The organism is Paraburkholderia strydomiana, assembly GCF_046030495.1.
Lineage (GTDB): Bacteria > Pseudomonadota > Gammaproteobacteria > Burkholderiales > Burkholderiaceae > Paraburkholderia > Paraburkholderia strydomiana_A.
In genome coordinates this window covers 59,824-80,589 of the sequence record NZ_JAQQCJ010000025.1, presented here as the reverse complement: position 1 = coordinate 80,589, position 20,766 = coordinate 59,824, and the positions used below count along the sequence as shown (strand labels likewise).

Genomic DNA, 20,766 nt, shown 5'->3' with positions numbered 1-20,766 from the left:
CGCGGCGGCCGCCCGTCCTCCTGTAACCTTCGTAATCAAAAGAAAAATAGTCGGGTGGACTGTTACAGACCGCGCAACGTAGGATCATGCATTCCTGTCGCGGGGCGCTCGCCCGGCGAGCCCTTCCCGGCATCGAGAACGGCTCGGCAAACCTGTGATGATGCCGCATTGCGTTAACATCTCTGTCCCGCGCCTCGGGTAGCATCGCGCAGAACCAGCGCCGCGCACCCGCTGTCGAAACTGCCTGTCATGCCGCCCCGCGTGCCAATTCGCCGAACTCCCGTAGCGGCGCAAGCGCGCGAACGGCTCACATCAAAGCCAGCCACCTGACCGAACCGATGGACGAACAACAAAAGCATCCGGAATCCCAACGCCCTGCCGCTCCGGCTTCCCAACCGTCGTCCGGCGGCGCCCCGACTGACGCGCCCGGCGTGGTGAAACGTCATCGCGGCCGCAACATCGCACTGACCGTTGCGGCGCTGGTCATTCTCGGCGTCGTGCTGTGGCGCTGGCATCCGTGGGGCGGGCCTGGTGGCGCGAGCGGCGCCGGCGCAGCCAGCGGCGCGTCGGGCGCCCGCGCGCCGGGTGGCCGGGGCGGGCGCGGCGCGGTGGCCAACATGCCGCAGCCGGTCCACGTGGCGGCCGCGAGCCAGGGCGAGATGCCGGTGGTGCTGACCGCGCTCGGCACGGTCACGCCGCTCGCCACCGTCACCGTGCTGCCGCAGTTGAGCGGCGTGCTGCAGGACGTGTATTTCAAGGAAGGCCAGATGGTCAAGAAGGGTGACCTGCTCGCCCAGATCGACCCGCGCCCCTATCAGATCTCGCTGGAAAACGCGCAAGGCGTCCTGGTGCGCGACGAGGCGCTGCTGCAAACCGCCCGCCTCGACCTGAAACGCTATCAGACGCTGCTCGCGCAGGACTCGATCGCAAGCCAGCAGGTCGACACGCAGGCGTCGCTCGTGCGGCAATACGAAGGCACGGTGAAATCCGACAAGGCGAACATCGACAGCTTCAAGCTCGACCTCATCTATACGCGCATCACCGCGCCGGTGTCGGGGCGCGTCGGCTTGCGCCAGGTCGATCCGGGCAATTACGTGACGTCGAGTCTCTCCACGGGCATCGTCGTGATTACGCAATTGCAGCCAATCAGCGTGATCTTCACCACCTCCGAAGACAATCTCCAGCAGGTCATCCAGCACACGCTCAACGGCGAGCAACTGTCGGCCACCGCATATGACCGCAGCAACACCGTGCCGCTCGAAACCGGCTCGCTGAAAACCATGGACAACCAGATCGACACGACCACCGGCACGGTCCGGCTGCGTGCGATCTTCCAGAACGAGAACACGCGCCTGTTCCCGAATCAGTTCGTCAACACGCGCCTTCTCGTCGATACGATCAAGGACGCGGTGATCGTGCCGACCACCGCCGTGCTCAACGGCTCGATGGGCCAGTTCGTGTATGTCGTGAAGGCGGACAACACGGTGACGGTGCGCCCAGTCAAGATCGGCCCCGTCGACGGCGAACGCACCAGCATCAAATCCGGCCTGCAGGTCGGCGAGCGCGTCGTGATCGACGGTTCGGACCGGCTGCGCGAAGGCTCGAAGATCACGATTCCGGCGGAGCGGCCGCGCGCCGCCTCCGGCGCGCATGGTGCGAGCGGCGCGGCTGCGGCATCGGGCGCATCGGGCGCTCACGCGCGTCACGGCCGACACGCATCGCAAGCTTCGTCATAAAGGCACGGCACTTACCGCATGAATCCATCCCGCGCTTTTATTCTGCGTCCCGTCGGCACCGCGCTGCTGATGGCGGCGATCATGCTGGTCGGCCTCGTCGCGCTGCGCTTTTTGCCGCTGTCCGCGCTGCCCGAGGTCGACTATCCGACGATCCAGGTGCAGACTTTCTATCCGGGCGCGAGCCCGGAGGTGATGACGTCGTCGGTGACCGCGCCGCTTGAGCGGCAGTTCGGGCAGATGCCGTCGTTGAACCAGATGTCGTCGCAAAGCTCGGCCGGCTCGTCGATCATCACGCTGCAATTCAGCCTCGATCTGCCGCTCGACATCGCCGAGCAGGAAGTCCAGGCCGCCATCAACGCGGCGGGCAACCTGCTGCCGTCGGACCTGCCCGCGCCGCCGATCTACGCGAAGGTCAACCCGGCCGACGCGCCGATCCTCACGCTCGCAATCACGTCGAAGACGCTGCCGATGACCCAGGTGCAGGACATGGCCGACACGCGTCTCGCGCAGAAAATTTCGCAGGTCGCGGGCGTGGGTCTCGTGAGCCTGTCGGGCGGCCAGCGCCCAGCCGTGCGGATTCAGGCGAACCCGCGCGCGCTCGCCGCGTACGGTCTGAATCTCGACGACCTGCGCACCACCATCTCGAACCTGAACGTCAACACGCCGAAGGGCAACTTCGACGGTCCGACGCGCAACTACACGATCAACTCGAACGACCAGCTGACCGACGCTGAGCAGTACAAGAGCGCCGTGATCGCGTACAAGGACGGCCGCCCGGTGATGCTGACCGACGTCGCGAACATCGTGCAGGGCGCGGAGAATACCAAGCTCGGCGCGTGGGTGGACAACACGCCCGCGATCATTCTGAACGTGCAGCGCCAGCCGGGCGCGAACGTGATTCAGGTGGTGGACAGCATCAAGAAGCTGCTGCCGCAATTGCAGCAGTCGCTGCCCGCCGCGCTCGACGTGCAGATCGTCACCGACCGTACCACCACGATCCGCGCCTCGGTGCGCGACGTGCAGTTCGAACTGGCGATGTCGGTCGTGCTGGTCGTGCTGGTGATGTACCTGTTCCTCGCCAACGTCTACGCGACCATCATCCCGAGTCTGTCGGTGCCGCTGTCGCTGATCGGCACGCTCGCGGTGATGTACCTGTGCGGTTTTTCACTCGATAACCTCTCGCTGATGGCGCTGACCATCGCGACCGGTTTCGTGGTCGACGACGCGATCGTGATGATCGAGAACATCGCGCGCTACGTCGAGGACGGCGAAGCGCCGCTCGAAGCCGCGCTGAAGGGCTCCAAACAGATCGGCTTCACGATCATTTCGCTGACGGTGTCGCTGATCGCCGTGCTGATCCCGCTGCTCTTCATGGGCGACGTGGTGGGCCGGCTGTTCCACGAATTCGCGATCACGCTCGCCGTGACCATCGTGATCTCGGCCATCGTATCGCTCACGCTGGTGCCGATGATGTGCGCGAAGCTGCTGCGCCACACGCCGCCGCATGAGAGCCACCGCTTCGAGGCGAAGGCGCACCGTTTCATCGACTGGGTGATCGCCCGCTACGCGGTCGCGCTCACGTGGGTGTTGAACCGCCAGCGCTCCACGCTGGTCGTCGCGGTGCTCACGCTGGTGCTGACCGCCCTGCTGTACGTGTACATTCCGAAGGGCTTCTTCCCGGTGCAGGACACCGGCGTGATCCAGGCGATCACGCAGGCGCCGCAGTCGGTCTCGTTTGCGTCGATGGCCGAGCGTCAGCAGGAGCTCGCCGCGCAGATCCTGAAGAATCCAGACGTGGACAGCCTCACGTCGTTCATCGGCGTGGACGGCAGCAACATCACGCTGAACAGCGGCCGCATGCTGATCAACCTGAAACCGCGCGACGACCGCAGCCACACCGCGAGCGAAGTGATCCGCCAGTTGCAGAAGGACGTCGCGCATATCGCCGGCGCGACGCTGTTCATGCAGCCGGTGCAAGACCTGACGATCGACTCGACCGTGAGCCCGACGCAGTACCAGTTCATGCTGACCGATCCGAACATCAGCGAATTCACGACCTGGGTGCCGAAGCTCGTCGACCGCCTGAAGCAGGCGCCCGAACTCGCGGACGTGGCGACCGATCTGCAGGACAACGGCCGCTCGGTGTTCATCGAAATCGACCGCGCCACCGCGTCGCGTTTCGGCATCACGCCCGCCACGATCGACAGCGCGCTGTACGACGCGTTCGGCCAGCGCATCATTTCCACCATCTTCACGCAGTCGAATCAGTACCGCGTGATTCTCGAAGCGCAGCCGGAGATGCAGCACTACGTCGAGTCCCTGAACTCGATCTACCTGCCCTCCTCCACTTCCTCGGGCGGCCAGGTGCCGCTCTCCTCCATCGCGAAGTTCATCGAGAAGCCCGCGCCGCTGCTGGTCACGCATCTGAGCCAGTTCCCGGCCACCACGGTGTCGTTCAACCTCGCGCCGGGCTCGTCGCTCGGCGCGGCGGTGAAGGCGATCACCCAGGCCGAGCAGGACGTCGGCCTGCCGGCATCGTTCCAGACGCGCTATCAGGGCGCGGCGCTCGCATTCCAGGCGTCGCTCACGAACGAGCTGTTCCTGATTCTCGCGGCCATCGTCACGATGTACATCGTGCTCGGCGTGCTGTACGAGAGCTTCATCCATCCGATCACGATTCTCTCCACGCTGCCCTCGGCCGGGGTCGGCGCGCTGCTCGCGCTGCTGATCACCGGGCACGATCTGGACATCATCGGCATCATCGGCATCGTGCTGCTGATCGGTATCGTGAAGAAGAACGCGATCATGATGATCGACTTCGCGCTGTATGCGGAGCGCGAGGAAGGCAAGCCGCCGCGCGAAGCGATCTACCAGGCGTGTCTGCTGCGCTTCCGGCCGATCCTGATGACCACGCTCGCCGCGCTGCTCGGCGCGCTGCCGCTGATGCTCGGCACCGGCGCCGGTTCGGAGCTGCGCCGCCCGCTCGGTATCGCGATTGCGGGCGGGTTGATCGTGAGTCAGTTGCTGACGCTGTTCACCACGCCGGTGATCTACCTCGCGTTCGATTCGCTCGCCCGCCGCGCGCGTGAGCGCTTCAATCGCGGTGGGCCGTCCAGCGGCACGACGCCGCCCGCCACCGATGCAGGGAACTGAGCGATGAATCTGTCGCGTCCGTTTATCTCCCGCCCGGTCGCCACCACGCTGCTGGCGATCGGCATCGCGCTGGCCGGTGTGTTCGCGTTCACGAAGCTGCCGGTCGCGCCCCTGCCGCAGGTCGATTTCCCGACCATTTCGATTCAGGCGTCGTTGCCAGGCGCGAGCCCGGAGACCGTGGCCACCAGCGTCGCGAGTCCGCTCGAACGGCATCTCGGCTCGATCGCCGACGTCACCGAAATGACCTCGATGAGCTCGGTGGGCTCGACGCGCATCACGATGCAGTTCGGCCTGAACCGCGACATCGACGGCGCCGCGCGCGACGTGCAGGCCGCCATCAACGCCGCGCGCGCCGATCTGCCGACCAGCCTGCGCAGCAATCCGACGTATCACAAGGTCAACCCCGCCGACGCGCCGATCCTGATTCTGGCGCTCACCTCGAATACGCTGACCGCCGGCCAGTTGTACGACTCGGCGGCCACCGTGCTGCAACAGTCGCTGTCGCAGGTGGAAGGCATCGGCGAAGTGGACGTGAGCGGCTCGGCCAATCCGGCGGTGCGGGTCGAACTGGAGCCGCACGCGCTCGCACATTACGGCATCGGCCTCGAAGACGTGCGCGCGGCGCTCGCCGCGGCCAACGCGAACAGCCCGAAAGGCTCGATCGAGTTCGGCCAGAACCGCGTGCAGATCTACACCAACGACCAGGCCACCAAGGCGGCGCAATACAAGGACCTCGTCATCGCTTATCGCAACGGCGCGGCGGTGAAACTCTCGGACATGGGCGAGGTGGTCGACTCGGTCGAAGACCTGCGCAATCTCGGACTCTTCAACGGCAAGCGCGCGGTGCTGGTGATCCTGTACCGTCAGCCGGGCGCGAACATCATCGAGACCATCGACCGCGTGAAGGCGATGCTGCCGCAACTGCACGCGTCGCTGCCCGCCGACGTCGACATCTCGCCCACCGCCGACCGCTCTCCCACGATCCGCGCGTCGCTGCGCGACACCGAGCGCACGCTGGTGATCGCGGTCGCGCTGGTGGTGATGGTGGTGTTCCTGTTCCTGCGCAACTGGCGCGCCACGCTGATTCCGAGCGTGGCCGTGCCGATCTCGATCATCGGCACGTTCGGCGCGATGTACCTGCTGGGCTTTTCGATCGACAACCTGTCGCTGATGGCGTTGACGATCGCGACCGGCTTCGTGGTCGACGACGCGATCGTGGTGCTGGAGAACATCTCACGGCATATCGAGAACGGCGTGCCGCGCATGAAGGCCGCGTTTCTCGGTGCGCGCGAGGTCGGCTTCACGGTGCTGTCGATCAGCATCTCGCTGGTCGCCGTGTTTCTGCCGATCCTGCTGATGGGCGGCATCGTCGGCCGGCTGTTCCGCGAATTCGCGTTGACGTTGTCGCTCGCGATTGCGATGTCGCTAATCGTCTCGCTCACGCTCACGCCGATGATGTGCTCGCGCCTGCTGCGCGAGAAGCACGAGCAGAAGGAAGAAGGACGCGTCGGGCGCTGGCTCGAACGCGGCTTCACGTCGATGCAGCGCGGCTACGAGCGCACGCTCGGCTGGGCGCTGCTGCATCCGCGCCTGATCGTGACGATCCTGCTGCTGACCATCGGCCTGAACATCTGGCTCTACATCATCGTGCCGAAGGGTTTCTTCCCGCAACAGGACACCGGGCGCATGATCGGCGGCATCCAGGCCGATCAGAGCACGTCGTTCCAGGCGATGAAAGGCAAGTTCTCGCAGATGATGGACATCGTCAGCAAGAACCCGGCGGTGGAAAGCGTGGTCGGTTTCACCGGCGGCCGGCAAACCAACGCGGGCTTCATGTTCGTCTCGCTGAAATCGAAAAGCGAACGCAGCCTGTCCGCCGATCAGGTGATCCAGCAACTGCGCGGCCCGCTCGGCGACGTGGCCGGCGCACGCACCTTCCTGCAGCCGGTGCAGGACATTCGCGTCGGCGGGCGGCAGTCGAACGCGCAGTACCAGTTCACGCTGCTGGCGGACTCCACGCCGGACCTGTACCTGTGGGGGCCGAAGCTCACCGAGGCATTGCAGGCGCGCAAGGAACTCGCCGACGTGAACTCCGATCAGCAGCAGGGTGGCCTCGAAGCGATGGTGACGATCGACCGCGCGACGGCGGCGCGTGTCGGCATCAAGCCGGCGCAGATCGACAACACCTTGTATGACGCGTTCGGCCAGCGCCAGGTGTCGACCATCTACAACCCGCTGAACCAGTATCACGTCGTGATGGAAGTCGCGCCGAGGTACTGGCAGAGCCCGGAGATGCTCAAGCAGATCTACATCAGCACGTCGGGCGGCAGTGCGAGCGGTGCGCAGACCACCAATGCGCCGGCGGGCACGGTCACCTCGGCGGCGGCGGCGGCCGCGGCCACGAGCACGACCACCAGCGCGACGACCGGCGGCACGGCGGGCACGACCGCATCGAGCACCGCGAGCATCGCCGCCGACTCGGCACGCAATCAGGCGATCAACTCGATCGCGGCAAGCGGCAAGTCGAGCGCGTCGTCGGGCGCGGCGGTGTCGACGTCGAAGGAAACCATGGTGCCGTTGTCAGCGATCGCGAGCTTCGGGCCGGGCACCACGCCGCTGTCGGTGAATCACCAGAGCCAGTTCGTGGCTTCGACGATTTCGTTCAATCTGCCGCCGGGCGTGTCGCTCTCGACGGCGACTCAGGTGATCTACGACACGATGGCGGAGATCGGCATGCCGGCGACGATCCACGGCAGCTTCCAGGGCACCGCACAGGCGTTCCAGCAGTCGATGTCCGACCAGCCGATCCTGATTCTGGCCGCGCTCGCGGCGGTGTATATCGTGCTCGGGATGCTGTACGAGAGCTACATCCACCCGCTGACGATTCTATCGACGCTGCCGTCCGCAGGCGTCGGCGCATTGCTCGCGTTGCTGCTGTTCGGTACGGAGTTCAGCATCATCGCGCTGATCGGCGTGATTCTGCTGATCGGCATCGTGAAGAAGAACGCGATCATGATGGTGGACTTCGCGATCGAAGCGTCGCGGCAAGGCATGTCGTCGCGCGACGCGATTTTCCAGGCGTGTCTCCTGCGCTTCCGGCCGATCATGATGACCACCTTCGCGGCGCTGCTCGGCGCGTTGCCGCTCGCGTTCGGCCATGGCGAAGGGGCCGAGCTGCGTGCGCCGCTGGGGATCGCGATCGTCGGCGGCCTGATTGTCAGTCAGATGCTCACGCTCTACACCACGCCGGTCGTGTATCTGTATATGGACCGGTTGCGCGTGCGGTGGGAAGCGAGAAAGGCGCGCAGAACGGGCGTGGCGCCGTCGTCGTCATAATTGAATTGAGCTGCTGCGCCGTGGGTCGTGCCTTCATGCGCACGACCCACGGTGGGCTGCACGATAAAACTCAGAGCTTCTGCTCCACTGCCAGCGAAAAAATCCGCTGCCATTGCCTTGCCTGCTTCTCACCCGACATCGGCACGAGCCATTCGCCGCGCTTCGGGTCCTTGACCTTCACAGCCACCTGCGCTTGCCCTTCGCGGCCCCGCACTTCGGCTCCCAGCAGATCGGCGAAGATGTACGCCCCCCGCTCGTCGCCGACCTGAATCTCGCAGAACCGCTTGGCCGCAGCAAGCCGCACCGAACCCCAGCTTCCTCTGAGCTCGTGCGTCCAGTCGCCATCGCGAACATTCGCAGCGACTTCCTGGCGGCGGCGCCACCAATACACGGCGGCGGCAATCAGCAGCAGCGCGACCAGCACGGCCACACCGACCGCCACGGCGAGCCCGAAGGCCGCCTGCAACGCATAAAACGCCCGCACTGCCCCGTACACCAGCGCGATCAGCGCTATCAACGCAACCACAATCGGCATCGCAAACTCACCCGGCAAAAAAATCCAGCCTAGCACAAGCGATGCGGGTTTCTCAGCGCAAAGCACCGTTGCGAATAACGCGCCTCCCGCGAGCAAACCGGCGCAGAGGGCGGCTGACCGGCTGGCGGATCGACTGCCGGATTGCCCACCGACTGGCGCCGATCGCCCCTTATTGCTTATGCGCCTGCGCCCAGTCCTTCACCGCCTTCAGCGTATTCTCGACGTGCTTCTCCGGCGACAGGCTCGTGTACTCATAGATGATCTTGCCGTCGGGCGCGATCACATACGACACGCGATTGGCCATCGAGCTATGCATCGGCATGCCGGCGTCATAGGCGCCGATCACTTTCGAATCGGCGTCCGCCGCAACCGGGAATTTGCTGCGGCATTCGCTCACCGAAAACTTCGTCAACGTGTCGATGTTGTCGTGCGACACGCCGATCACCGTCGCGCCGTATTTCTTGTACTCGTCGACGGCGTCGGCGAACTCGTGCGCCTCGATGGTGCAGCCCTTGGTAAAGGCAGCCGGGTAGAAGTACAGCACCACCGGCCCTTTCTTCAACTCGTCGGCAAGCGAATAAGTGTAGGTCTTGCCGCCCAGCGACGCCTCCGTGGTGAACGGCGGCGCCGTGTCGCCAGGCTTGAGCGTCGCCGAGGCGCTCAACGAATACATGGCGAACCCGGCCGACATGACGGCGGCCAGCGCCATCGATACGAATGTCCTCTTCATCTGCTCCTCCAGGCGTGACTGCACGCGTCGTTCAATGAGTCGAAATGAGTCTGATGAGCCGGGGCCGCGTTTTCGACGCAACCCCACCCCCTTCGCACTCCATTGGAACACGTACGCATGGAGTCCGTCATGCCGCGCGACAGACACACGCGCGGCGCACCGCGCCCGGCCGTCTCAGGTGGACCCTTCCGCGACGTGCGCGCCGAACCACGCCGCCGCCGACAGATTCAACTCCGACAGCACGTCGGGCGTCAGCGTCGCGAAACCGGCCGGCGCATCGGGCGCGGCCGCAATCGACGCGGCATCGCCGCCCTCGCCCGCCACTTCGGCGATCCGCAGCAACACGCCGAGCTCGCCGGCGCCCGACACGATCGCTTCGCGAATTTGCGGCGCGAGACCGAGTTTCTCCAGCACCGTGCGCGGCGAGCTGCCGACCACCACGTGGACCAGAGAAAAAATACCGGTCATGAACGCGGCATCGGCAAAATCGTCGTCGGATGGACGCAGCCAGTTCGCGGCCAGCTCCATGAAACGCGAGCGGGTACCGGCCAGTTGCACCAGCGGATCGGCGCGCCAGGACAGATCGCCGCTGTCCGCGTACAGCAGCAGTTGGGCCCAGCGCGCAATCTGCCGCGTACCGGTGGCGATGATCGCCTCGCGCAGCGACGCAATGTTGCGCCCCAGCCCGAACGCGCTCGAATTGACGAGCCGCAGCAGTTGCATCACCACGCTCGGATTCAGCTTGAGTTCGGCCTCGAGTTCGAAGATGCCGGCATCGCACGAGAGCAGCGCGAGCAGCCGCAACAGGCCGGGGCGCAGCGAGCGGCTGCGCGGCGCGGCCAGCACCTGCGGCCGCGCGAAGAAGTAGCCCTGGAACAGATCGAAGCCGAGCTCGCGCGCAAGCGCGAAGTCCTCGCGCGTCTCGACCTTCTCCGCGAGCAGCGTCTTGCCGTGGCCGCGCACGGCGGCGGCCAGCTCGGGGAGCACGGCGCGCCGGGTCTCGAGAAAGTCGATCTTGACGATGTCGGTGTACGGCAACACGCCGATCAGCTCGTCCGACAGCTCGCTGACGTCGTCGAGCGCCACCTGAAAGCCGGCGCGGCGCAACTCGCTGAGCCGGCGCGTCAGCGGCGCGTCGAACGTGACGGTTTCGAGGATCTCGAGCACGAAGCGCTCGGGCGGCATCAGATGGACGATGTCGTTGAACAGCAGCGTACGGTCGATGTTGACGAAGCCGCGGTGCGGCCCGAGCACCGCCGGCACGCCGATCCCGCCGAGCGTGTGCGCGACCACCTGGGCGGTGGCCTGCGCGTCGTCGCCGACTTCGGCGTAGTTGTGTGCGCCGCTGCGAAACAGCAGCTCGTACGCGTTGAGCGCACCGGCGCGATCGAGGATCGGCTGGCGGCCCAGGTAGACAAACTGCGCGGCGCGGCCTGGCTGCGTCGCGTCGGCGAATGCGTCACGCACCTCGATGCGCCGGACAGGCGTCGCAGCAGTATGACGTTCGGACATGGATCATCGGTGCAAGTATTCGGAAAGGCTAGGCAGCAGCGACGTCACGGCCGGCACTGCACAACGGGGGTTTGTTCTGTTAACGGACGGCAAGCGGCGCCACTTTAACCGAATCGGGGCAAGACCGTCGCCAGTGCGTCCGCGCGCACTCTTACCAGATGTTTTTTGCGTCAGCCGCTAAAGATTCTCCGGAGCGGGTCGTTATCTCGTTCTGATGGGGCGGCCTGATACCTCTCGACCGCCCGAAACCGCGGAACAACGCGCCGCCCCGCCTGCCAGACGAACACAGGTTGCCAGCGACAAACATGGAAGCGAACAGGATCATCGCGCCCCGCCGGGGCTCCTTGCGCACGGTCATCGACCGGCTTCGCGCGTTCGGCCGCCGCGCGGACGGCGCGCCGAAGCGCGGCGCGAGCCGCGCCGCGCAACTGGAACAGGTGGTCGGCGCCGTCGATCTGCTCGCGCACGTCGACGATGCGCAGCGCTTCCTCTACGTATCCGACGCCAGCCTGCGCTTCATCGGCTATCACCGCGAATATCTGGAAACCATCACGCTGCACGAACTCGTCGCACCGGCGGACGTGCCGCGCCTCGACGCGCTGCTGACGCGCGCCGCGACCTCCGGCAACGTCGAGAAAGCGACCCTGAGCCTGATCAAATCGCTGACCTATCCGATCACCGTCGAACTGCGCGTGGTGCGCAGCAGCCACGACGGCATCGACGGCTACGCAATCGCCGGCTTCGACGTGTCGGCCTGGCGCGCCACCGAGGAACGTCTGACCCAGGCGCTGCATCTGGACCGCCTGACCAATCTGGCCAACCAGTCGGCGCTGCTGCCCGCGCTGCTCGACGCGCAACATGAGGCCGACGCGCACGGCACGCCGGTCGCGCTGCTGCTGCTCGACATCGACGACTATCAGCGCGTGAACCGCGCGCTCGGCTACGACGCCGGCGACGAGATGCTGCGCGACACGTCGCGGCGTCTCATGAACATGACGAGCCCGAGCGAGACCGTGGCGCGCGTCGCGAGCGACGAGTTCGCGATTCTCGTGAAGCCCGCCGCCAGCCGCACCGACGCGGCCGCCGCCGCCGAGGCGCTGGCGCGGCGCCTGTTGACCGCGATCCAGCAGCCCTATGTGTTCAAGGGCCAGCAGGTGCATCTGTCGGCGAGCATCGGCATTGCACTCTATCCCGACGTGCGCCACGCCAACGACACCGCCGCCCACGACACCCACCTGCTGCGCTGGGCCGACCACGCGCTGCTGCAAGCCAAGGCGGCCGGCGGCAACACGCTCGCGTTCTACGTGCCCGACGACAACCCCGCCGACGCCGAACGCCTGAAGCTCGAAGCCGATCTCTACGACGGCGTGCGCAACGGCGAGTTCTCGCTGCACTTCCAGCCGATCACGAGCAGCCGCACGCACGGTGTGGTCGGCGTCGAGGCGCTGATCCGCTGGTCGCATCCGGTGCATGGCCTCGTGCCGCCGTCGATGTTCATTCCGCTCGCGGAGTCGATCGGGCTCATCAACTTCCTCGGCAACTGGGTGCTGAAGGTCGCGTGCATGCAGCTGATCCAGTGGGACGCCCAAGGCATCTCGCTGCAATACGTGGCCGTGAACGTGTCGCCGACGCAGTTCCGCGACCCGCGCTTCAAGGATTCCGTGCGCGAGGCGATCGAGCTGACCGGCATCGATCCGCGCCGCGTCGTGTTCGAGATTACCGAGAGCCTGCTGATGCACGACCCGGCCCACGCGACGGGTCTGCTCGAAGAACTGACGGCGATGGGCATCCGCTTCGCCGTCGACGATTTCGGCACCGGCTATTCGAGTCTCGCGTATCTGCAACGGTTTCCGCTCGCCAAACTCAAGATCGACCGGAGTTTTGTCGAGAATCTGCTAACCTCGCGAAACGATCAGGCAATCGTTAGCGCGGTCGTCGGGCTGGCCCAGACGCTCGATCTCGAACTGGTTGCCGAAGGCGTCGAAACGGAAGCGCAACGCACGCTGCTCACGGAGATGGGCTGCGATCACATTCAGGGCTGGCTCGTCTGCAAGGCGTTGCCCTCCGACGAACTCGCGCAGCGTTTCGAAATGCGCACGCTTCACCTGCACACCGCCTAGCCATGCAGGCGCGGCGCATACGCGGTGGAACAAGCCGGCCCGAGGCCGGCGTGGCACTCATTGGAACATGTATGGTTTTTGCGGGACTCACATGGTAAAGGCGACGGTGCTCGACCGGCTCTGGACGCGAATGAGCGAGCGCGGCGATTTCCCCATGCTGTCGCAGTCGCTGCGTACCACCATGGCGGCAATGAACAACGACGACCTCGATTTCACGGGTCTCGTGCAGGTGGTGCTGTCGGATTTTGCGTTGACGCAAAAGGTGCTGCGCCTGGCCAACTCGGCGATGTACATGGCGTTCGGCGGCAACATCACGACCGTGTCGCGCGCGCTGATGGTGCTCGGCATGGACGCGGTCGGCCATCTCGTCGTGGGCTTGAAGATCGTCGATCACTTTCATCACAGCGCGCCGCGCCGCATCGACGCGAAGCTCGAATTGAACCGCACGCTGCTGTCGGGCTGCGTCGCGCGCAAGCTGACCGAGCGCGGCGACCTGCGCGCCGGCGAGGAAGCCGTGGTCTGCACGCTGATGCGGCAAATCGGCAAGCTGCTGGTGGTGTTCTATCTGGACGCCGAGTGGGATCAGATTCGCCGTCATATCGACGACGGCACGCTCGAAGCCGATGCGTGCGTGCTGGTGCTCGGCGTGACCTTCGACGAGATCGGCGCGGAAGCCGCGGTGCGCTGGCGTCTGCCCGACATGATCCGCTCGGGCATGGGCGAGTTCGATCCGCAGGACGTCGAGCAGCCGCGCCAGGTGCAGTGGCTGCGCGCCATCACCAACTATTCGACCGCGGTCGCCGACGTGCTCACCCAGCAGAACATGCCGGACTGGGAGCGCGAGGCGCGCATCGCCGAACTGGCGCAGGAATATAGCGGCGCGCTGAATACGGACCCCGACGTGCTGCTCCAGATGAGCGTCGCGCTCGCCCGCGAAGAAGGCGGCGACGGCGTGATGGCCGAGATCGTCGAGCTACGCGCCAACGCGGATGCGATCGCGCGCGAGGCGCTCAGCCCCGAGGCGCGCATCGCGGTGGGCGTCAAGGATCTGCGCGAGCTGCCCGCCGGCAGCCCGCTCGGGCCGGCCCTCGCGATGGCGTCGGAAACCGTGCTGGCCGGCCTCGGTTTCGCGCGCACGGTGGTGTTCGTCAAGCACAGCAACGGCACCTTCAAGGCGCGCCTCGGCCTCGGTCCGAAGATCGACGCGGCGCTGCCGAAGCTGACCTTCAACACCGCGTTCGAGCCCGACGTGTTTCATCTCGCGATTGCGAACTCGGTCGGTATCTTCATCGAGAATGCGCGCGATCCGAAAATGGTCGCGCGATTACCGGAATGGTTCCGCCGATCGTTCGACGACACCCGCGCCTTCGTGCTGCTGCCGGTCGTCGACGAAAGCGATCAGACGGTGGCGCTGTTATACGGCGACTGGTCGCATACGCAGGAGCCGCGCCGCATCTCGCAGAAGGAGATGAGCGTGTTGAACGAGCTGGCGAAGGAGTTAGGCCGTTTTTTCGGCCTGGGGCAGATGCGGGAAATGGAGATGATGTGAAGACGTGGCGCGATCGTTGATCGCGGCGTTTCACTCTCGACGGTTCTGTATTTGCCCTGCTTCAACGTTGTTCGTGCGAAACCGATTCGCGGCTTGCCAAGGCCTGCGCGGGCGCCAGTTACGCGTAACGTGCACTGCACCGGCGGCTTCGATCCTGGTCTCGACCCGAGGCTTACCGCTGCACCGGCTTCGCCCTCAATCCTCGATCCTTTCCAACCCTTGCGCGCTGCGATCCGCGACGCCGGCCCACGCGCCGGCCGCGAGTCCCATCTGCGCGGCCTCCTCCACCGTCAGCGGCGGCAAGTGTTCGCACAGCGCGGCCGCCCGCTCCCACTCGCCGCGCTCCAGCGCCTCGACGGTGCTTAGCAAGCCACCCAGCACGCCCTCGCGACGCAGTATCGCCGCCTGGATCGGACGCGACAGCGTCAGCACGTTCAACGTGCTTTCGAGCGAGCCGCCGAATACCGCGTCGACGAATGAGAACACGCCGGTCAGAAACGCCGCGTCGGCTTCGTCGCGCCCGGCTTCGGGCAGGCGCTCGATCGCCAGTTCCATGAAGCGCGCGCGGGTCGCCGCGAGTTGCAGCAGCGGATCGTCCTCGAGCGCGACCTTGCGGCCGTCGGCATAGAGCAGCAACTGCGTCCATCGAGCGATGCGGTCGGTGCCGGTCGCGTTGATCGCATCGCGCAGCGTCGTCACCTTGTGACCGACGGCGAGCCCGCTCGAATTCGCCAGCTTCATCAGGTGCATCACCAGCACAGGATTGAGCTTCAGTTCGGCTTCGAGTTGCGCGACGGTCGGGTCGCCCGCCAGCAATTGCAGCAGATTCAGCAGCGCATGGCGCGGCGCACTGACGCGCCGCGTCGCCGAGCTTTGCCCACGTGCGAAGAAATAGCCCTGAAAGCGGTCGAAGCCAAGCCCATGCATCGCTTCGAAGTCGGCCTGGGCGTCGATCCCGCAAGCGAGCAGCAGCTTGCCCGCCGACTTCAGCACGCTCGCGAGCTTGGGCAGCAGCGCACGCGGCGCGCGCGCGACGTCGATCTTGACCACGTCGACGTAAGGCAGCAGTTTGGCGAAGGTCTCGTTGGGCTGCGTCACCTCGTCGAGCACGAAGCGATAGCGCCGCGTATGCAATTGCACGAGCCTTGCGATCAGCGCGTCGTCCACCGCGAGCGCGGGCGACAGTTCGAGCATGAAGCGCTCGGCGGGCAGCCGCAGAATGGAATCGTCGAGCAGCATCTCGCGGCTGACGTCGACATAGGCCGGATGTCCAGTGAGCGCACCGCGCACGTCGCTCTGCAGCAGACCGTGGACGACGGCGCGCGCCACGCGTTGCGCCGTCGTCGGCGGGCGGCCCGGCAACGCATCGGGGTTGGCTTCGTGGCTGGCTTGCGCCTCAGGCGCTTCGTCCACCGGCAACGTCGGCGCCCGCACCTTGATCTCGTAGCCGCACAGCATGCCGTCCCGCGTGAGAATCGGCTGGCGGGCGAAGCTGGCAAGCAGAGGCGCTTCGTCGGTCGCGCCGGTCTGGCTCAGAGTCTCGATGGCGATGGTGGTCATGGCGGTCCCCGCACAGCGCCTTCGGCGCTTCCCGTTGTATTTTGGTTTTAGCCGCGCCGTAGCGCGTGTTCGTCGAGCCGCTCGAAAGCCGTGGCGCCGACGATGTCCGGCCGATTTTAGCGCAGGCCGTCAGCCCCCGACATGTCAACGACGCAATATCTCGAAATAATTGACGAACGGTCGGCGGGGATGCCGGTCAAGGAATCGACGATACTCTGGTGCAGTGCAAAAGCGTTCCAACCGCCTTTAACCAGCAAGGAAAAACATGGACGTCAAAAGCGTGCTGTCAAATGCCTTCGCGATGCCGATTACGAGCCCGGCATTCCCGATGGGTCCGTACCGGTTCATCGACCGCGAATTCCTTATCATCACTTACCGCACCGACCCCGACAAACTGCGCGCCGTGGTGCCGGAGCCGCTCGAGATCGGCGAACCGCTGGTGCATTACGAGTTCATCCGCATGCCGGACTCGACCGGTTTCGGCGATTACACGGAAAGCGGCCAGGTGATTCCGGTGTCGCTCAACGGCGTCGCGGGCGGCTACACGCTGGCGATGTATCTGGACGATCACCCGCCCATCGCCGGCGGCCGCGAATTGTGGGGCTTTCCGAAGAAGCTCGCGAACCCGGTGCTGGCGGTCCACACCGACACCCTGGTCGGAGCGCTCGATTACGGTCCGGTGCGCATCGCCACCGGCACGATGGGCTACAAGCACCGGCAGCTCGATCTCGCGCAGCAGAAGAAACGCCTCGAAGCGCCGAACTTCCTGCTCAAGGTGATTCCGCACGTGGACGGCACGCCGCGCATCTGCGAGCTGGTGCGCTACTACCTGCAGGATATCGATCTGAAAGGCGCCTGGACCGGGCCGGCCGCGCTCGAACTGGCGCCGCATGCGCTCGCGCCGGTCGCCGAGTTGCCGGTGCTCGAAATCGTCGAGGCGCGCCATCTGGTCGCCGATCTGACGCTCGGGCTCGGCGAAGTGGTGTTCGACTATCTCGATCAGCCTGAGGCAAACGTGCGCTGAGCGGCGGTGGCGGCAAGCATGGGCTGATACGGGTGCCTTCGTTTGCCGCAGGCCAAATGCAGACGGCCGCGATAGCGGCCGTTTGCATCGACGGTTTCGTCGCGCCAGGCGCCAGGTGCGAGGCACGAGGCGCGACGCATCACTCGCCGCGTGTTACCGCAGCACAACCTTGACGTCGAAGTACTTCGCGGCGAGGCGGTCGATCGTACCGTCCGCTTTCAGGTCCTTCAGCGCCTGGTTCAGTGCATCCTTGAGCGCGGTGTCACCCTTGCGGATGCCGTAGCCCACACCCGCGCCGAGCAGCTTCTCGTCGGTGACGGCTGGACCCGCGAATTCGAAGCCCGCGCCTTGCGGCTTCTTCAGAAAGCCCTTCGAGGCCGCTTCCGCGTCCTGGAACGACGCATCGAGACGGCCCGATGCGAGGTCGGCGTAGATCTGGTCCTGCGTCTGATACGGTACGACGTCGACGCCCGCCGGCGCCCAGCGTGCCTTCGCGTAGGTTTCCTGGATCGTGCCCTGCAGCACGCCGACGTGCTTGCCCTTCAGCGATGCCGGCGTCGGCAGCAGGCCGCTGCCCTTCTTCGCGATCATCTGGTTCGGGATCGTGTAGATCGGGTCGGTGAACTCGACCGCCTGACGGCGCTGCTCGGTGATCGTCATGTCCGAGTTGATCGCGTTGAACTTGCGCGCCTGCAGGGCCGGGATCAGGCCGTCGAACGAATTCTCGACCCACACGCATTTAGCTTTCAGCTTCGCGCACACGGCATTGCCGACGTCGATGTCGAACCCTTGCAACTCGCCCGACGGCGACTTCGATTCGAACGGCGCATACGACGCCTCGACGCCGAAACGCACTTCCTTGATCTCCGCGGCCGAGGCGGCGCCTGCCGTTACCGTCGCCGTCGCGAACAGCGCGAGCGCAGCCATGTTTCGCCAATTCATCTTCATTACGGGGTGTTCCTCTACGGTATTGAATAAAACGGAGCCAGATCAGGGCGGCGAGGCTTGCTGCGCCGGAATGCGATCCAGACTCGTGCGGCCGGCGTGGTGCAGTGCACCAGCCGCGACGCCGGGATTGTACAGGGTTCCGGGACGACCTACCCCGCCTGTCTAGACAAGTTGCGCCAGCGTCTGCTCCGTGGTCTCGACCACGAGCAGACCCGCGCGCAAGCCGGGCTTGACCGTCGCGTTCGGAAACACGATGCGCTCTTCGTCGTGGCGCACGGTATAGCGATAGTCGCCGTCGCGCGCGAGCAAGGTGTCTTTCGCGAACGGCGTGAAATTCGCGACGTCCGCCGCGAACAGCAATTCGAACGCTTCGCTTTGCTTGGTGAGCTGATCGATTACGGTGAACACGCGCGGCAGCGCGGCGTCGGCCCCGCCCTCGCCCTCGCCCTGCGTGCCGGCCAGCAGACGACGCAACGCGAGATCGGCGCCCGCGAAGCGCGTCAGATCGTTCTCGCCGAACGGGCGCACCTTGCCCAGTTCCAGCGTGCAGGCATCGGCGGCGCAAGCGTGCGCCGTGAAGTGCGAATACGTGGTGCCCCTGGTCGTGTGCAACAGCACCGCGCTGATGCGCGCCTGCCCGAGCCACTCGAACATCGCGCGCGAAAACGGCTTGCCGGTATGCGGCAACAGCGCGAACTGTTCGAACGCGGACGCGCGGATCGCCGTGTGCATGTCGATATGCCAGCGTGCGCCGGGCGCATCCGGCGCCGCCGCGAAGAACTGCACCGCCGCCTGTTCCAGCGCCGCGGCGCGCGGCGCTTCGTGGCTTTCCGGCACCTGCAGATGACGGCCGCTGAAGAGGCGGTTCAGATCGTCGTCGCGATAGCGAACGGCGTCGCGCATCGCGTCGACGTTGCCGAGAATCACCATCAGGCGGCACGTCAGCGCGGCGCTGCCGTGCGCGATATCGCGCACGAGAAACGCCAGCAATTCGATCGGCGCGGTTTCGTCGCCGTGTACGCCGGCCGAGACCAGCACGCTGCGCATGCCGGGCCGAAGCGCGGCGGGCTCCAGCACGAGCACGCCGTCGTCGAGCCACGACCAGCGCACGCCGTTTGCGCACACGCCCTGCGTTTCGTTTGCGGCAGGACGCGCGCCCGCCAGCGTATAGGCGAGGAAATCGTCGAGCATCAACGGACCCGGCATGGCGTGCTCAGCGCTGGAAGTCATACAGCGAACCGAGGCCGAGAATCTGCGTCAGTTCGTCGAGCGCGGTGCGCGACTCGCGCAGCAGTTGCGGATCGCTCAGATCGGCCGGTGCGAGACGGTCGCGATAATGCTTTTCGATCCACGTATCCAGACGGCCGAACAGCTTGTCGTCGATCCACACGCCCGGCGCGACCGCGGCGCGTTCGGCGTCGTCGAGCACCACGCGCAGACGCAGACACGCGGGGCCGCCGCCGTTCTTCATGCTCTCGCGCAGATCGAACACCAGCACGTCGTCGATCGGACCCGCATGCGAACCCAGTTCGTCGAGGTAGGCCGCGACGCGCGGATTTTCGCGGCATTCCTGCGGCACCACCAGCACCTGCCTGCCGTCCGGGCGCGTCAGCAACTGGCTGTTGAACAGATACGACGTGACGGCGTCGGCCACGCTCACCTGCGCATCCGGCACTTCGATCACGTCAAAGCCCGCGTTCATCCCCGCGAGTTTGGTGCGCAGTTCGTCGTACACGGCGTTCTGTTCGACGAACGCGAGTTGATGGCAGAACAGCGTGTTGCGATTGCCGACTGCGATCACGTCGTTGTGGAACACGCCCGCGTCGATCACGTCGGGGTTCTGCTGCGCGAACACCGTGGCCGCATCCGCCAGCCCATGACGATGCGCGACCGCGCGGCTCGCCTCGAAGGTCTGACGCGCGGGAAAGCGTTTCGGCTCCGGCCCGCGACGATATTCGCTGCGGCCATACACGAAGAACTCGACGCCGCGTGCCGCATAGTCCGCGCAAAAACGCGTGTGATTCGCCGCGCCTTCGTCGCCGAGCGCGGGCGTGCCGGGCAGCGCCTCGTGCACCACGAAGCGATCGTTATCGGCGAATATCGCGCTCAAGGTGCGGCGCGTCGAGGCATGCTCGATCGCGCGATGCAGTTTGCTGCACAGATTGGCCGGCGTGAAATGCACGCGGCCGTCGTGGGTGTCGGCGGACGGGCTCACGGTGGCCGCGTTGGCCGTCCACATCGCCGAGGCCGAACTCGCGGCGGCGAGCAACTCTGGCGCGTCTTTCGCGACGCGCGCGATCACCGTCGCTTCGTCGCCGGAGAAGCCGAGTTCGCGCAACAGGCGCATCGACGGACGTTCCTGCGGCGGCAGCACGCCCTGGTGAAAGCCGAGGTCGGCCAGCTGCTTCATCTTGCGCAGACCCTGGCGCGCGGCCGCCTTCGGATTCGCGATCGACTTCTCGTTGTTCTGCGACGCGACGTTGCCGAACGAGAGCCCCGCGTAGTTGTGGGTCGGGCCGACCAGGCCGTCGAAATTGGCTTCAGTGGCTTGCATCGTCGATCC

13 protein-coding genes are annotated in these 20,766 nt (G+C 65.8%); 6 read left to right on the top strand and 7 right to left on the bottom strand.

The features are described from left to right. The first annotated feature begins 338 nt into the window (after positions 1–338). The 3 genes from PQQ53_RS27400 to PQQ53_RS27390 are packed head-to-tail and all read left to right on the top strand — an operon-like array spanning position 339 to position 8,225. A complete protein-coding gene (locus PQQ53_RS27400; RefSeq protein ID WP_408327526.1) occupies positions 339–1,736 on the top strand; it encodes an MdtA/MuxA family multidrug efflux RND transporter periplasmic adaptor subunit in 1,398 nt (465 codons plus the stop codon). A gap of 18 nt (positions 1,737–1,754) precedes the next feature. Then, positions 1,755–4,889 (top strand): MdtB/MuxB family multidrug efflux RND transporter permease subunit, encoded by a 3,135-nt coding sequence (locus PQQ53_RS27395; protein WP_408150467.1) that lies wholly within the window; start codon positions 1,755–1,757, stop codon positions 4,887–4,889. 3 nt (positions 4,890–4,892) lie between these two features. After that, complete coding sequence (locus PQQ53_RS27390) at positions 4,893–8,225, top strand: efflux RND transporter permease subunit (protein ID WP_408327523.1); 3,333 nt, start codon at positions 4,893–4,895, stop codon at positions 8,223–8,225. Between the two features lie 70 nt (positions 8,226–8,295). On the opposite strand, the gene PQQ53_RS27385 is transcribed toward PQQ53_RS27390, so the two are convergent. The 3 genes from PQQ53_RS27385 to PQQ53_RS27375 form a co-directional block, all read right to left on the bottom strand. Next, the gene (locus PQQ53_RS27385) at positions 8,296–8,760 is read right to left on the bottom strand and encodes a hypothetical protein (RefSeq protein WP_408154402.1); all 465 of its coding nucleotides are present in this window, start codon (positions 8,758–8,760) and stop codon (positions 8,296–8,298) included. A gap of 169 nt (positions 8,761–8,929) precedes the next feature. Then, complete coding sequence (locus tag PQQ53_RS27380; RefSeq protein ID WP_408148740.1) at positions 8,930–9,490, bottom strand: peroxiredoxin; 561 nt, start codon at positions 9,488–9,490, stop codon at positions 8,930–8,932. A 174-nt stretch (positions 9,491–9,664) separates the two neighbouring features. Beyond that, positions 9,665–11,002 carry an EAL and HDOD domain-containing protein gene (locus PQQ53_RS27375; RefSeq protein WP_408154406.1) on the bottom strand — a complete coding sequence of 446 codons (1,338 nt, stop codon included), beginning with the start codon at positions 11,000–11,002 and terminating at the stop codon, positions 9,665–9,667. A 305-nt stretch (positions 11,003–11,307) separates the two neighbouring features. Between PQQ53_RS27375 and PQQ53_RS27370 the strand changes: the two genes are divergently transcribed. Both PQQ53_RS27370 and PQQ53_RS27365 read left to right on the top strand, forming a co-directional pair. Beyond that, positions 11,308–13,122 (top strand): putative bifunctional diguanylate cyclase/phosphodiesterase, encoded by a 1,815-nt coding sequence (locus PQQ53_RS27370; RefSeq protein ID WP_408148744.1) that lies wholly within the window; start codon positions 11,308–11,310, stop codon positions 13,120–13,122. Between the two features lie 91 nt (positions 13,123–13,213). Further along, positions 13,214–14,671, top strand: coding sequence for an HDOD domain-containing protein (locus tag PQQ53_RS27365; RefSeq protein ID WP_408148746.1), 1,458 nt, complete (start codon positions 13,214–13,216; stop codon positions 14,669–14,671). A gap of 195 nt (positions 14,672–14,866) precedes the next feature. On the opposite strand, the gene PQQ53_RS27360 is transcribed toward PQQ53_RS27365, so the two are convergent. Next, a complete protein-coding gene (locus PQQ53_RS27360) occupies positions 14,867–16,231 on the bottom strand; it encodes an EAL and HDOD domain-containing protein (RefSeq protein WP_408148748.1) in 1,365 nt (454 codons plus the stop codon). A gap of 265 nt (positions 16,232–16,496) precedes the next feature. On the opposite strand from PQQ53_RS27360, the gene PQQ53_RS27355 reads away from it, so the two are divergent. Further along, a complete protein-coding gene (locus PQQ53_RS27355; protein ID WP_408327520.1) occupies positions 16,497–17,255 on the top strand; it encodes an acetoacetate decarboxylase in 759 nt (252 codons plus the stop codon). Positions 17,256–17,408: 153 nt separating this feature from the next. On the opposite strand, the gene PQQ53_RS27350 is transcribed toward PQQ53_RS27355, so the two are convergent. The 3 genes from PQQ53_RS27350 to astB all read right to left on the bottom strand — a co-directional run bounded on the left by PQQ53_RS27350 (position 17,409) and on the right by astB (position 20,757). After that, the gene (locus tag PQQ53_RS27350; RefSeq protein WP_408148752.1) at positions 17,409–18,203 is read right to left on the bottom strand and encodes an ABC transporter substrate-binding protein; all 795 of its coding nucleotides are present in this window, start codon (positions 18,201–18,203) and stop codon (positions 17,409–17,411) included. A 162-nt stretch (positions 18,204–18,365) separates the two neighbouring features. Beyond that, entirely contained in the window at positions 18,366–19,433 is a 1,068-nt protein-coding gene (gene astE, locus PQQ53_RS27345) for a succinylglutamate desuccinylase (RefSeq protein ID WP_408327516.1), read from the bottom strand. Next, positions 19,417–20,757 carry an N-succinylarginine dihydrolase gene (gene astB, locus PQQ53_RS27340; protein WP_408154410.1) on the bottom strand — a complete coding sequence of 447 codons (1,341 nt, stop codon included), beginning with the start codon at positions 20,755–20,757 and terminating at the stop codon, positions 19,417–19,419. The genes astE and astB overlap by 17 nt, the downstream gene beginning before the upstream one ends. Between the last annotated feature and the right edge of the window lie 9 nt (positions 20,758–20,766).

What these genes read in the sequence shown, in the direction of transcription:
- PQQ53_RS27400 (WP_408327526.1), top strand. Translation starts at nt 339, where the DNA reads ATGGACGAACAACAAAAGCATCCGGAATCCCAACGCCCTGCCGCTCCG.
- PQQ53_RS27395 (WP_408150467.1), top strand. Translation starts at nt 1,755, where the DNA reads ATGAATCCATCCCGCGCTTTTATTCTGCGTCCCGTCGGCACCGCGCTG.
- PQQ53_RS27390 (WP_408327523.1), top strand. Translation starts at nt 4,893, where the DNA reads ATGAATCTGTCGCGTCCGTTTATCTCCCGCCCGGTCGCCACCACGCTG.
- PQQ53_RS27385 (WP_408154402.1), bottom strand. Translation starts at nt 8,760, where the DNA reads ATGCCGATTGTGGTTGCGTTGATAGCGCTGATCGCGCTGGTGTACGGG.
- PQQ53_RS27380 (WP_408148740.1), bottom strand. Translation starts at nt 9,490, where the DNA reads ATGAAGAGGACATTCGTATCGATGGCGCTGGCCGCCGTCATGTCGGCC.
- PQQ53_RS27375 (WP_408154406.1), bottom strand. Translation starts at nt 11,002, where the DNA reads ATGTCCGAACGTCATACTGCTGCGACGCCTGTCCGGCGCATCGAGGTG.
- PQQ53_RS27370 (WP_408148744.1), top strand. Translation starts at nt 11,308, where the DNA reads ATGGAAGCGAACAGGATCATCGCGCCCCGCCGGGGCTCCTTGCGCACG.
- PQQ53_RS27365 (WP_408148746.1), top strand. Translation starts at nt 13,214, where the DNA reads ATGGTAAAGGCGACGGTGCTCGACCGGCTCTGGACGCGAATGAGCGAG.
- PQQ53_RS27360 (WP_408148748.1), bottom strand. Translation starts at nt 16,231, where the DNA reads ATGACCACCATCGCCATCGAGACTCTGAGCCAGACCGGCGCGACCGAC.
- PQQ53_RS27355 (WP_408327520.1), top strand. Translation starts at nt 16,497, where the DNA reads ATGGACGTCAAAAGCGTGCTGTCAAATGCCTTCGCGATGCCGATTACG.
- PQQ53_RS27350 (WP_408148752.1), bottom strand. Translation starts at nt 18,203, where the DNA reads ATGAAGATGAATTGGCGAAACATGGCTGCGCTCGCGCTGTTCGCGACG.
- astE (WP_408327516.1), bottom strand. Translation starts at nt 19,433, where the DNA reads ATGACTTCCAGCGCTGAGCACGCCATGCCGGGTCCGTTGATGCTCGAC.
- astB (WP_408154410.1), bottom strand. Translation starts at nt 20,757, where the DNA reads ATGCAAGCCACTGAAGCCAATTTCGACGGCCTGGTCGGCCCGACCCAC.